9 protein-coding genes are annotated in these 13,001 nt (G+C 65.0%); all 9 read left to right on the top strand.

The features are described from left to right. The coding region (locus AX729_RS15185; RefSeq protein WP_245325205.1) for a molybdopterin-binding protein at positions 1-575 on the top strand (575 nt) is incomplete at its 5' end. A gap of 46 nt (positions 576-621) precedes the next feature. Then, positions 622-855, top strand: coding sequence for a sulfurtransferase TusA family protein (locus AX729_RS15180; RefSeq protein ID WP_061024365.1), 234 nt, complete (start codon positions 622-624; stop codon positions 853-855). Between the two features lie 128 nt (positions 856-983). Further along, positions 984-2,408: a sigma-54-dependent transcriptional regulator gene (locus AX729_RS15175; protein WP_082770440.1), complete on the top strand. Its 1,425-nt coding sequence runs from the start codon at positions 984-986 to the stop codon at positions 2,406-2,408. Continuing rightward, positions 2,401-4,425 (top strand): sensor histidine kinase, encoded by a 2,025-nt coding sequence (locus tag AX729_RS15170; protein WP_061024361.1) that lies wholly within the window; start codon positions 2,401-2,403, stop codon positions 4,423-4,425. Before AX729_RS15175 ends, AX729_RS15170 begins: the two co-directional genes overlap by 8 nt. A 338-nt stretch (positions 4,426-4,763) precedes the next feature. After that, complete coding sequence (locus AX729_RS15165; RefSeq protein ID WP_061024359.1) at positions 4,764-6,416, top strand: OFA family MFS transporter; 1,653 nt, start codon at positions 4,764-4,766, stop codon at positions 6,414-6,416. Between the two features lie 280 nt (positions 6,417-6,696). After that, positions 6,697-8,403 (top strand): NADH-ubiquinone oxidoreductase-F iron-sulfur binding region domain-containing protein, encoded by a 1,707-nt coding sequence (locus AX729_RS15160; RefSeq protein ID WP_061024357.1) that lies wholly within the window; start codon positions 6,697-6,699, stop codon positions 8,401-8,403. Then, a complete protein-coding gene (gene fdhF, locus AX729_RS15155; protein ID WP_061024356.1) occupies positions 8,400-11,168 on the top strand; it encodes a formate dehydrogenase subunit alpha in 2,769 nt (922 codons plus the stop codon). The genes AX729_RS15160 and fdhF overlap by 4 nt, the downstream gene beginning before the upstream one ends. A 137-nt stretch (positions 11,169-11,305) precedes the next feature. Next, entirely contained in the window at positions 11,306-11,779 is a 474-nt protein-coding gene (gene ybaK, locus AX729_RS15150; protein ID WP_061024354.1) for a Cys-tRNA(Pro) deacylase, read from the top strand. Between the two features lie 18 nt (positions 11,780-11,797). After that, positions 11,798-12,883 carry a HupE/UreJ family protein gene (locus tag AX729_RS15145; protein WP_061024352.1) on the top strand — a complete coding sequence of 362 codons (1,086 nt, stop codon included), beginning with the start codon at positions 11,798-11,800 and terminating at the stop codon, positions 12,881-12,883. Positions 12,884-13,001 lie beyond the last annotated feature (118 nt).

Raw genomic sequence — 13,001 nt, 5'->3', positions numbered from 1 at the left:
GCTGCGAGGTCAGCGATCTCGGCGTTCTGCGCGACGAGCGGACGTCGCTTGCAAGCGGCCTGAAGCAGGTTGCAGGCGACCATGATCTGATCCTCACCACCGGCGGCGTCTCGACCGGAGAGGAGGATCACGTCAAGGCCGCGGTCGAGAGCATCGGCTCGCTGGTGCTGTGGCGGATGGCGATCAAGCCCGGCCGTCCCGTGGCGATGGGCATCATCGGCGGCACGCCGCTGATCGGATTGCCCGGTAATCCCGTCGCGAGCTTCGTGACGTTCGTCCATGTGGTGCGGCCGACGGTGTTGGCGCTGGCGGGTGGCCTGCCGGAGCCGCTGACGCCCATCCCGTTGCGTGCGGCGTTTGCCTACAGGAAGAAGGCCGGGCGGCGCGAATATGTGCGCGCTTCCCTGCGGCGCGCGCAGGACGGTGCGCTCGAGGCGATCAAGTTCCCGCGCGAGGGGGCCGGGCTGCTGTCCTCGCTGGTCGAGACTGACGGCCTCGTCGAGCTCGGCGAGGACATCACCAATGTCGAGCCGGGGCAGGACGTCGGCTTCCTGTCCTACGCCGATCTGCTCTAGGCGCCTTTGCGTTGACGCGATCGATTGGTCCCGCCATGTTGCGGCCATGACCAGAACGATGCTCGATCTCACCGGGCTGAAATGCCCGCTGCCCGCCCTGAAGACGCGCAAGGCGCTCAAGCCTTTGCAGCCGGGCGACCAGCTCGAGGTTCACTGCACCGATCCCCTGTCGGTGATTGACATTCCGAACCTGATCCGCGAGACCGGCGACAAGGTCGAGATCACCGAGCGCAACGAGGCGCGCATCGTGTTCCTGGTCGAAAAGAGCGGCGCCCCGTAGAAAGGCGAATGTTCACGGCGGCGACGTTTGACTATGCTGCGCCCGCAGGGGGAAACGGCCGGAGCTTCGCTGCAATGCGAAAGGCGCCGATTACTGCGGTGGATGATCTCAAACCTAAGACATCGGAGATGACTTTCTCAACATCGAGGGCCGCAAGTCCTGCAGTGGGCCGCGAGCCTGCCGTCAAGCTCGGCAAGGCGGCTGCAGGGCCGGAGTTCAGCGCGCTGGCGCAGGCTTCCATCCTGATCGTCGATGACGAGCCGGGCATGCGCAATTTCCTGGTGCGCACGCTCGCGCCGCGCTGCAAGCTGGTGGACGAGGCGGCCGATACCGACCAGGCCTCGCGCAAGCTCGACTCCAACCGCTATGACGTCGTCATTCTCGACAACATCATGCCGGGCAAGAACGGCGTCGATTGGCTCGCCGAGCAGCGCGCCGTCGGCTTTTTCGCCGATGCCATCCTGATCACCGCCTATGCCGACCTCGACACCGCGATCCAGGCCTTGCGCGCCGGTGCGGCCGATTTCGTGCTCAAGCCGTTCCGCTCCAACCAGATCCTCAACGCGGTGGCGCGATGCCTCGACCGTGTCCGCCTCCAGCGCGAGAATTATGTCCTGCGCTACGCTCTGCGGGCCTCGTCCGACCGCACCTTTCTGCGCGACAATCTGATCGGACAATCGGCAGCGACGCTGCGCGTACGTGAGACCATCGCGCGCGTCGCGCGCCTGCCGACCTCGATTCTCCTCACCGGTGAATCCGGCACCGGCAAGGAAGTGGCAGCGCGCTCGATCCATTCGCTGTCCGATCGCGCCGACAAGCCCTTCGTGCCCGTGAATTGCGCGGCGATCCCGCCCGACATGATCGAGGCCGAGCTGTTCGGACACATCAAGGGCGCCTTCACCGGTGCCGATTCGGGGCGCGAAGGCTTGTTCCTGTACGCGCATGGCGGCACGCTGTTCCTGGACGAGATCGGGGAGCTGCCGCTGCCGATGCAGAGCAAGCTGCTCCGCGTGCTCGAAGACCGCCGCGTCCGTCCGGTCGGCTCCGAGCGTGAAGTTCCGGTCGACCTGCGCTTCATCTTCGCAACCAACGCCGAGCTTCAGAAGGAGGTCGAGAGGGGCCGTTTCCGAGCCGATCTGTTCTACCGGCTCAACGTGATGCAGATCCGCCTGCCGCTCCTGAAGGATCGCGGCGACGACGTGCAGGAGCTTGCCACCATCTTCATGAGCAAGCTGTCGGTTCAGCTCGGCATGCCGCCGGTGCCGATCGACGCCTCGGTGCGGGCGGCGCTCGCAAGTTATGACTGGCCGGGCAATGTGCGCGAGCTTCGCAACTTGATCGAGCGCACGCTGATCCTCGGTGCCTTCCCCGACGATTTCGCCGGTCCCCGCAACGACGGTCAGTCGGCGCCCGCCGACAGTCTCGCGGAGCTGGAGCGCCGTCACATTCTCGGCGTGCTGAAGGAGGTCAATGGCAACCGCGAGGAGGCGGCTCGGCGCCTCGGTATCTCGCGCAAGACCATCGACCGCAAATGCGCGTTGTGGGATGTCTGATGCTGCCGGCCGCAGCGACGAGCCCGTGCGGGGACGCTCCGTCCGCTTCCGGTTGCTCGCGATCGCGTTGCTGCCGATGCTGGTCATCCTGCCGCTCCTGCTCGGCGTTGCGATCTATCGCTGGAACGCGAAATTCGACGCGACCCTGATCTCCAAGGTGAACGGCGATCTCACCATCGCCCACCAATATCTCGCCCGCATCCTGGACAAGACCGGCGTCCAGATCCGGGCGCTCAGCCTGTCGGCCCGCTTCCAGGAAGTGCTGGCGCCGGATGCGCGCGGCACCCTGCGGGATCTGCTCGAGGAGACCCGCAAGGAGATCGGTCTCGATTTCCTGTATCTGACCAACAGTCGCGGCGACGTCCTTGCCTCATCGCCGCCGTTGCAGCGTCGTCCGAGAAGCGACTGGCCGATCATCGTGTCGGCGCTGTCGGGCCAAGTCCCTGCGACGGGCATCGACATCTTCGGCAATGACGAGCTCGCCGCAATTTCGCTGGCCCTGGCCGAGCGCGCGCGATTGGACCTCGTGCCGACCCCGAACGCGGTGCCGACCGACCGCAGCACGGAGACGCGCGGCATGGTCGTGCATGCGGCGAGTCGGGCGATGCTGCCCGACGGTGGCGCCGCTGCGCTGGTCGGCGGCACGCTGCTCAACCAGAATCTGGAATTCATCGACACGATCAACGATCTCGTCTATCGCGCGGCGAGCCTGCCGGAGGGCAGCCAGGGCACCGCCACGCTGTTCCTGGACGACGTGCGGATATCCACCAACGTGCGCCTGTTCGAGGGACGGCGCGCGCTCGGTACGCGCGTGTCGGCGGCGGTGCGCTCGGCCGTGCTGGGCGAGGGGCGCACATGGCTCGACAGCGCCTTCGTGGTCAATGACTGGTACATTTCCGCCTACGAGCCGCTGGTCGACAGTTATGGCAAACGGGTCGGCATGCTCTATGTCGGCTTCCTGGAGAAGCCTTTCAGCGAAGCCAAATACCAGACATTGGTGATCATCATCGCGGCGTTCATCATCATCACCGGCGCGACCGTGCCGATCTTCCTGCGCTGGGCGAGCTCCATCTTCATGCCGCTGGAGCGCGTCACGGCGACGATCACCGAGGTGGAGCGCGGGAACCTCTCCGCCCGCACCAGGATGCCGGTGCTGGGTGACGAGATCGGCCGCGTCGCGGTTCATCTCGACAGCCTGCTCGACCAGATCCAGGAACGCGACCGGCAGCTCCGGGAATGGAATGAGGAACTGAACGTCCGCGTGCGGGAGCGCACGAGGGACCTCGAGCACGCCAATCTCAAGCTCGAGGCAACTACCAAGCAGCTCATCATGTCCGAGAAGCTGGCTGCGATCGGCGAGATCACCGCCGGCGTTGCGCACGAGATCAACAATCCGATCGCGGTGATGCAGGGCAATCTCGACGTCATCCGCAGCGTGTTCGGGGCCGATGCCGACAAGGCCAAGGTCGAGTTTCGCCTGCTCGACGAGCAGATTCACCGCATCAGCCAGATCGTGACCAAGCTGTTGCAGTTCGCGAGGCCGGAGGAATATGCCGGCTATGTCGAGCGCCATGCGCCGACCAGCGTCATCTCCGACTGCCTGCCGCTGGTGCAGCATCTTCTGAACAAGACCGAGATCGCCGTGGTCAGGGACGACCGCGCCAACCGGCTCGTGCTGATGAACCGCAACGAGCTGCAGCAAGTTCTGGTCAATCTCATCGTCAACGCGATACACGCCATGCCGGACGGCGGAACCCTGACGCTCCGCTCCTTCGATGCCGAGCGCGACGGGCATCGAGGCGTCGCCATCGAGGTCGCCGACACCGGCATCGGCATGAGCACTGAGGTAATCGAAAAGATATTCGATCCCTTCTACACCACGAAGCGGCGGCAAGGCACCGGTCTGGGCCTCTCCATCAGCCAGACGCTGATCGAGCGCCAGGGCGGACAGATCACGGCCGAAAGCCGCGTCGGCTCCGGAAGTACATTCACGGTGTGGCTGCCCGAAGCGTCCTGATTGGACATTTTGTCCGAGGCTTCCAGGACATTCTGTCCGGCGCGGCGCGTTGCGTTGCGGGAAGTCGTTGAATCGTCACGATGCGACTTCTGGCACGCGCGTTGCTCATCTCAGGACAGGGTGTTGAGGGGGGATGAGGGCGCAATAGCCGTCACTGCAACGCTGCTTTGCGAGGGGACAACCCGCGATCGGCAGCTTGCCCGGCGCACGTGACGCGATGCGCACCAGATGATTCCGCTTCGGCATGAAGTCCGACCTGTCATGCGCGGCTACCAAGCTCGCACATGACCGGTCTCAAACCGACGTGCCGGCAAGGCCGCGCTTGGGAGGTAATGCTTATGACGACTGCCGATACTGTTCTTGCACCGATTGGTGCTTCCGGCTTCCTCGATCGTGAACGCACGATCGCCACGGCCGGCTTCAATCGCTGGCTGGTGCCGCCCGCCGCGCTGTGCATCCATCTGTGCATCGGCATGGCCTACGGCTTCTCGGTGTTCTGGCTGCCGCTGTCGCGCGCGATCGGCATCACGGCGCCGAAGGCCTGTCCGGACATGTCGCTGTGGCAGGAGCTGTTCACCACGAGCTGCGACTGGAAGGTCGCCAGCCTGGGCTGGATGTACACGCTGTTCTTCGTGCTGCTCGGCGTCTCCGCCGCGATCTGGGGAGGCTGGCTCGAGCGGGTCGGTCCGCGCAAGGCCGGCTTCGTCGCCGCTCTGTGCTGGTGCGGCGGCCTGTTTCTCGGCGCGATCGGCATCTACACCCACCAGCTCTGGCTGATGTGGCTGGGCTCGGGTGTGATCGGCGGCGTCGGTCTTGGCCTCGGCTATATCTCGCCGGTGTCGACGCTGGTGAAATGGTTCCCGGATCGCCGCGGCATGGCGACCGGCATGGCCATCATGGGCTTTGGCGGCGGTGCCATGATCGGCGCGCCGCTGGCGAATCTCCTGATGAACTACTTCAAGAGCCCGAGCTCGGTCGGCGTCTGGGAGACGTTCGTCGCGATGGGCGTCATCTACTTCGTGTTCATGATGATCGGCGCGTTCCGCTATCGCATTCCGCCGGCCGGCTGGCAGCCCGAGGGCTGGACGGCGCCGGTCAAGGCCAATGCGATGATCTCCAAGAAAAACGTCCACCTGAATGACGCGCACAAGACACCGCAGTTCTGGCTGATCTGGTGGGTGCTCTGCCTCAACGTCTCCGCCGGCATCGGCGTGATCGGCATGGCCTCGCCGATGCTTCAGGAAATCTTCGCCGGCAAGTTGATCGGCCTCCCCGACGTCGGCTTCAACCAGCTCGACGCCGGACAGAAGGCGCAGATCGCGGCGATCGCCGCGGGCTTCGCCGGCCTGCTGTCGCTGTTCAACATCGGCGGCCGGTTCTTCTGGGCCTCGCTGTCGGACAAGATCGGACGCAAGAACACCTACTACACGTTCTTCATCCTCGGGATCGTGCTCTACGCGCTGGCCCCGACCTTCGCGGCGATGGGCTCGAAGCTGCTCTTCGTGCTCGGCTTCGGCATCATCCTGTCGATGTATGGGGGCGGCTTCGCCACCGTGCCGGCCTATCTCGCGGACATGTTCGGCACCCAGTTCGTCGGTGCCATCCACGGACGCCTGCTGACGGCATGGTCGACCGCCGGCATCATCGGCCCGGTCGTGGTGAACTACATTCGTGAGTTCCAGCTCGCGGCCGGCGTTCCCCGAGACCAGCTCTACAACACCACCATGTACATCCTCTGCGCCATGCTGGTCGCGGGCCTGATCTGCAACTACCTGATCAAGCCCGTCGATTCGAAGTGGCACATGAGCGATGCCGACGTCGCCAAGCTCCAGGCCGCGAGCGCCAGCGCAGCCGCCTCGGGACCGCACGGCTCCTACGGCATCGGCTTTGGCGGGCTCGACGCCAGGGCGGCGCTGTTCTGGGCCTTCGTCGGCATTCCGCTCGCATGGGGTGTCTGGAAGACGCTGGAGAGCGCGGTCAAGATTTTCTGATCGCGTATCCGGGGCATGGACCTCGCGCTACCATGCTGCGGACTGGACATCGATAGGTTTTCGCTATCGCAGCATGGGAAGCCTTTATTGATCTGGAGATCAATAAAGGCTTCGCTCTGGGGGTTGGCGCGCTGATGAACGCAAAGTCGCGCCCGTCAGCGATCCAGGTTACCCCTGAGCTGTGCGTAACTGCTTCCGAGCGCACGAGAAATTTATTGGCATCTGGCATGCCAAAAGCTACAAGTGGAGTCGTTCTAAAAGTCGAGATCGGGACGAATCGATGAGCCATGACGATGTGCACAAGGTCCGCTCCTTCGAGCATCCCGGGGAGGGACGCCGGCGCGCCAAGGCGACCCCGAAGGGACGCCAGGTCGATCCGGCTGCTGCGCATGAAATCGAGTTGCTGCTCGGCGACCGCCCACGGCGGCGCGACCTGCTCATCGAATATCTGCACCTGATCCAGGACAAGTACCATCAGATCTCGGCCGCGCATCTCGCTGCGCTGGCCGACGAGATGAAGCTTGCCTTCGCCGAGGTGTTCGAGACCGCGACCTTCTACGCCCATTTCGACGTGGTGAAGGAAGGTGAGCCTGACATCGCGCCGCTGACGATCCGCGTCTGCGATTCACTCACTTGCGCGATGCTCGGCGGCGAGAAGCTGCTGCAAGATCTGCAAAGCAAAGCTGGACCGGGCATCCGCGTCGTGCGTGCGCCATGTGTCGGTCGCTGCGATACCGCGCCTGCTGCGGAAGTCGGTCACAACTTCGTCGATCATGCGACCGTCGCCAATGTGATGGCGGCGGCCACGGCCGGCGACACTCACGCGCATCTGCCCGAATATGTCGACTACGACGCCTATGTCGCCGGGGGCGGCTACAAGCTGCTGGGCCGCGTGCGATCGGGCGAATTGTCGAAAGACGATCTGCTGAAGGCGCTCGACGACGCCTCGCTGCGCGGGCTCGGCGGCGCCGGCTTCCCGACCGGGCGCAAATGGCGCGCGGTGCTCGGCGAGCCCGGCCCGCGGCTGATGGCGATCAATGGCGATGAGGGCGAGCCCGGCACGTTCAAGGACCGCGTCTACCTCGAAAGCGATCCGCATCGCTTCATCGAGGGCATGCTGATCGGCGCGCATGTGGTGCAGGCGAGCGACGTCTACATCTATCTGCGCGACGAATATCCCGCCTCGCGCGAGATCCTGGAGCGCGAGATCGCAAAGCTTCCGCCGGGCGGCCCGACGCTGCACATGCGGCGCGGCGCCGGCGCTTATATCTGCGGCGAGGAATCCTCGCTGCTGGAGAGCATCGAGGGCAAGCGCGGCCTGCCCCGGCACAAGCCGCCTTATCCGTTCCAGGTCGGTCTGTTCGGCCTGCCGACGCTGATCAACAACATCGAGACGCTGTGGTGGGTACGCGACATCGTCGAGAAGGGCGCCGAGTGGTGGAAGGGCAATGGCCGTCATGAACGCCACGGCCTGCGCAGCTTCTCGGTCTCCGGGCGCGTCAAGAATCCGGGCATGAAGCTTGCGCCCGCGGGCATCACCGTGCGCGAGCTTATCGAAGAATATTGCGGCGGCATGGCCGATGGCCATCAGTTCTATGCCTACCTGCCGGGCGGCGCGTCCGGCGGCATCCTGCCCGCGTCGATGGACGACATTCCACTCGATTTCGGCACGCTCGAGAAATACGGCTGCTTCATCGGATCGGCCGCGATCGTGATCCTGTCGCAAAAGGACAGCGTGCGCGCGGCGGCGCTGAACCTGATGAAGTTCTTCGAGGACGAGAGCTGCGGCCAGTGCACGCCGTGCCGCGTCGGAACCCAGAAGGCGGCGCTGCTGATGCAGAAGCCGGTCTGGAACCGTGCCTTGCTGGAAGAATTGAGCCAGGCGATGCGCGATGCCTCGATCTGCGGGCTCGGACAGGCGGCATCGAATCCGCTGGCCACCGTGATCAAATATTTCCCTGACGAGTTCAAGGAAGCGGCCGAATGACCAAGATTACGTTCGAACTCGACGGCAAGCAGGTCGAGGCCAATCCCGGCGAAACGATCTGGCAGGTGGCAAAGCGCCAGGGCCGCGAGATCCCGCATCTGTGCTATTCGCCGGCACCGGACTATCGCCCCGACGGCAATTGCCGCGCCTGCATGGTCGAGATCGAAGGCGAGCGCGTGCTCGCGGCGTCCTGCAAGCGCGCGCCGTCTGTCGGCATGAAGGTGAAAACCGAGTCCGCGCGCGCGACTGCCGCGCAAAAGATGGTGATGGAACTGCTGGTCGCCGACCAGCCGGCGCGCGAGACCTCGCACGATCCGGAGTCGAAGTTCTGGCATTGGGCCGAGACGACGGGGGTCACCGAGAGCCGCTTCCCCACCGCCGAGCGCTGGGCGACCGACGCCAGCCATCCGGCGATGCGCGTCAACCTCGACGCCTGCATTCAGTGCGGCCTCTGCGTGCGCGCCTGTCGCGAGGTCCAGGTGAACGACGTCATCGGCATGGCCTATCGCAACCATGGCGCCAAGATCGTGTTCGACTTCGACGATCCCATGGGCGAGTCCACCTGTGTCGCCTGTGGCGAATGCGTGCAGGCCTGCCCGACCGGCGCCTTGATGCCGGCCGTGATGCTCGACGACAAGCAGACCCGCGTGACCTACGCGGACAGGAAGGTGGATTCGCTCTGCCCGTTCTGTGGCGTCGGCTGCCAGGTCACCTACGAGGTCAAGGACGAGAAGGTGATCTACGCCGAGGGCCGCGACGGCCCCGCCAATCATAATCGTCTTTGCGTCAAGGGCCGTTTCGGCTTCGACTACATCCACCACCCGCATCGCCTGACCAAGCCGCTGGTGCGGCTGCCGAACGCGAAGAAGGATGCCAACGACCAGGTCGATCCCGCCAATCCCTTCACCCATTTCCGTGAAGCGAGCTGGGAAGAGGCGCTCGACATCGCGGCCAAGGGCCTCGTCAAGATCCGCGACGAGAAGGGCGTCAAGGCGCTGGCCGGCTTCGGCTCGGCCAAGGGCTCGAACGAAGAGGCCTATCTGTTCCAGAAGCTGGTGCGCACCGGCTTCGGCTCGAACAACGTTGATCACTGCACCCGCCTGTGCCACGCCTCCTCTGTCGCGGCGCTGTTCGAGGGCCTGAGTTCGGGCGCGGTGTCGGCGCCGTTCGCAGCGGCGATGGATGCCGAGGTCATCATCGTGATCGGCGCCAACCCGACCGTGAACCATCCGGTCGCCGCGACCTTCATCAAGAACGCGGTCAAGCAGAACGGCGCCAAGCTGTTCGTGATGGATCCGCGCCGGCAGACGCTGTCGCGCCATGCGACCAGGCATCTGCAGTTCAAGCCCGGCTCCGACGTCGCCATGCTGAACGCGATGATCAACACGATCATCACTGAAGGCCTCACCGACGACCAGTACATCGCCGGCTATACCGAGGGCTTCGAGGACCTCAAGGAGAAGATCAAGGAGTTCACGCCGGAGAAGATGGAGCCGATCTGCGGTATCCCGGCACAAACTCTCCGCGAGGTGGCGCGCACCTATGCGCGGGCGAAGTCGTCGATCATCTTCTGGGGCATGGGCATCAGCCAGCACGTCCATGGCACGGACAATGCGCGCTGCCTGATCGCACTGGCGCTGATCACCGGCCAGGTCGGCCGTCCCGGCACCGGCCTACATCCGCTGCGCGGCCAGAACAACGTGCAGGGCGCCTCGGACGCGGGCCTGATCCCGATGTTCCTGCCGGACTACCAGCCGGTTGGGCGCGACGACCTGCGCGGCGCTTTCGAAAAGCTCTGGCAGCAGGATCTCGATCCCGTCCGCGGCCTCACCGTGGTCGAGATCATGAATGCGATCCACGCCGGCGAGATCACGGGCATGTATATCGAGGGCGAGAACCCCGCGATGTCCGATCCCGATCTCCAGCATGCCCGCCAGGCGCTGGCCATGCTCGATCATCTCGTGGTGCAGGATCTCTTCGTCACCGAGACCGCCTTCCACGCCGACGTCATCCTGCCGGCCTCGGCCTTCGCCGAGAAGGAGGGATCGTTCACCAACACCGACCGCCGCGTGCAGCTCGCGCGCCAGGTGATCAAGCCGCCCGGCGACGCGCGGCAGGATCTCTGGATCATCCAGGAGATCGGCAAGCGCATGGGCCTGCCGTGGAATTATAGCGGTCCCGGCGATGTCTATACCGAGATGGCGCAGCTGATGCCGTCGCTCAAGAACATCAGCTGGGAACGGCTGGTGCGCGAAGGTGCCGTCACCTATCCGGCGGACGATCCGAACAAGCCGGGCAACGAGATCATCTTCACCACGGGATTCCCGACCGCGAGCGGGCGCGGCAAGATCGTGCCGGCCAAGGTCATCCCCCCGGACGAGATTCCCGACGACGAATACCCGATGGTGCTCTCGACCGGCCGCGTGCTGGAGCATTGGCACACCGGCTCCATGACCCGGCGCGCCCAGGTGCTCGACCAGATCGAGCCCGAAGCCGTCGCTTTCATGTCGCCCAAGGACATGGGCAGGAAGAAGCTCGCGCCCGGCGATTTCATTCGGCTGGAGACGCGGCGTGGTGCCGTCGAGGTCAAGGTCCGCTCCGACCGCGACGTACCGGAGAACATGGTGTTCATGCCGTTCTGCTACGCGGAAGCGGCGGCGAACCTGTTGACCAACCCGGCGCTCGACCCGTTCGGCAAGATCCCGGAGTTCAAGTTCTGTGCAGTCAGGGCCGAGCGCGCCGAGATGCGGGACGCGGCGGAGTAGCCCCGGTCCATCGCTTCAATCGCGACCGCCTCGGAGTACTGGATCGCCCGTTCAAGCCGGGCGACGACAGCCATTGGCTGGTGCGGGCTTGCGCCACATCGCTTCGCTCCTCGCACTGACGGTGGTAAACGTGGCTCATGTCCAAAGTCACGCCCGCTACACGCATGCTCACAGCCGCCGGTGTCGCCTTCACCGTTCACACCTACGACTATGATCCCGACGCCGAGAGCATCGGCCTACAGGCGGCTGCCGCCCTCGGCGAGGACCCGGCGCGGGTCCTGAAGACGCTGATGGCGCAGGTCGACGGCAAGCCGGTCTGCGTGGTCGTGCCGTCCGACCAGGAAGTCTCGATGAAGAAGCTTGCCGCTGCGGCCGGCGGCAAGTCGGCGCAGATGATGAAGCCGCCCGAGGCCGAGCGGGTCACCGGCTACAAGGTCGGCGGCATCAGCCCGTTCGGCCAGCGCAAGCCGGTGCGCACCGTGATCGAGCAGCGCGCCCTTGCGCATGATCTGGTCTACCTCAATGGCGGTCAGCGCGGATTGCAGGTGCGGCTGAGGCCGGCCGATGTGAGGGATGTCCTGAAGGCAGTTGTCGCAGATGTGCTGGCGTGACAGCAACGGAGCGGGTTCGTGAGGTGGCCGCTTCTGCTGTGGCTCGCGGCGCTGCTCGGCATCGCTGTCCCGGCCGAGGCGCACCAGGTCAACCTCGTCACGGCGCGCGTCGCGCTGACTCCCGATCGCACGGTGAGTGTCGAGCTCGGATTGAAGGGCAGCGATGTCGATCGCCTGATCGGCACGAAGACCTATGACGCGAAACGGGACGCAGTCGATCCCGCCGCGGTCGAAGCGGCCAGATCCGCCATCCTCGTCTATATGAGCGCGCACCTGGCTGTAACGGGCGGTGCCAGGGCTTGTTCGGCCGGAGATGCAGCGATCCTGCCGGACGGCGACGGCGTCATCTACCGCAACAGCTTTGCCTGCGCCGGTGCCCCCGGCGACCTCATCTATCGCTCGACCGTGCTGACCGAGAAAGACCCGGCCGCGCGACAGGTCGTGCTGATCGCGCAGGGCAGATCAGAGACGCAGGCCTTGCTCGACGCCGGCAACACGACGGTCACGCTCTCGACCGCGCCGCCGCCGCTGTGGTCGACGATGCAGCGCTATCTCCTCACCGGCATCGAGCACATCTTCCTCGGCTACGATCACATCGCATTCCTGATTGCCGTGATGCTGTGGGCGAGGCGGCTCATCCCGGTCGTCAAGATCGTGACGGCCTTCACAATTGCTCACTCGATCACCCTGTCGCTGGCTGCGCTTGATGTCCTCGTCATCCCGAGCCGCATCGTTGAGCCTGCGATCGGGGCCTCGATCGTCTTCGTCGCCGTGGAGAACTTCTTCTCGCGCGATGTCGACAGGCGCTGGCGCATGGCCTTTCTGTTCGGACTGATCCACGGTTTCGGCTTCGCGGGCGTGCTCCGCGAGATCGGGCTGCCAACGAACGCAGCGGTGCCGGCGCTCGCCGCCTTCAACATCGGCGTGGAGATCGGACAAGTCGCGATCGTGGCAGTCGCATTGCCGATCCTCCGGCTTGCCGATCGACTGAGTGCTCAGGATCGGTCCGAACCGGTGAGGGCGGCGGGGCTGGTCTATGCAGTGTCCGCGGTGATCGGCCTGCTCGGCGGCTATTGGCTGCTCGCGCGCATCCTCGAAGCCTGATTTCGGGCTGCAACGGCGGCCAGACAAAAACTCATCCCTGAACGGGCGGTCTCCCCCGCGGCACGCAGGGGTATCGCATATGAGTTCTTGGCGGGGCCTGAGCGCGCGCCTCGTCCTT

The organism is Bradyrhizobium sp. CCH5-F6 (genome assembly GCF_001556045.1).
Classification (GTDB): domain Bacteria; phylum Pseudomonadota; class Alphaproteobacteria; order Rhizobiales; family Xanthobacteraceae; genus Bradyrhizobium.
This window is presented reverse-complemented; position numbering and strand designations above follow the sequence as displayed.

Excerpts from the sequence above, each read along its gene's own strand:
- AX729_RS15175 (WP_082770440.1), top strand. The coding sequence starts at position 984 with ATGACTTTCTCAACATCGAGGGCCGCAAGTCCTGCAGTGGGCCGCGAG.
- AX729_RS15170 (WP_061024361.1), top strand. The coding sequence starts at position 2,401 with ATGTCTGATGCTGCCGGCCGCAGCGACGAGCCCGTGCGGGGACGCTCC.
- ybaK (WP_061024354.1), top strand. The coding sequence starts at position 11,306 with ATGTCCAAAGTCACGCCCGCTACACGCATGCTCACAGCCGCCGGTGTC.
- AX729_RS15160 (WP_061024357.1), top strand. The coding sequence starts at position 6,697 with ATGAGCCATGACGATGTGCACAAGGTCCGCTCCTTCGAGCATCCCGGG.
- AX729_RS15165 (WP_061024359.1), top strand. The coding sequence starts at position 4,764 with ATGACGACTGCCGATACTGTTCTTGCACCGATTGGTGCTTCCGGCTTC.
- AX729_RS15180 (WP_061024365.1), top strand. The coding sequence starts at position 622 with ATGACCAGAACGATGCTCGATCTCACCGGGCTGAAATGCCCGCTGCCC.
- fdhF (WP_061024356.1), top strand. The coding sequence starts at position 8,400 with ATGACCAAGATTACGTTCGAACTCGACGGCAAGCAGGTCGAGGCCAAT.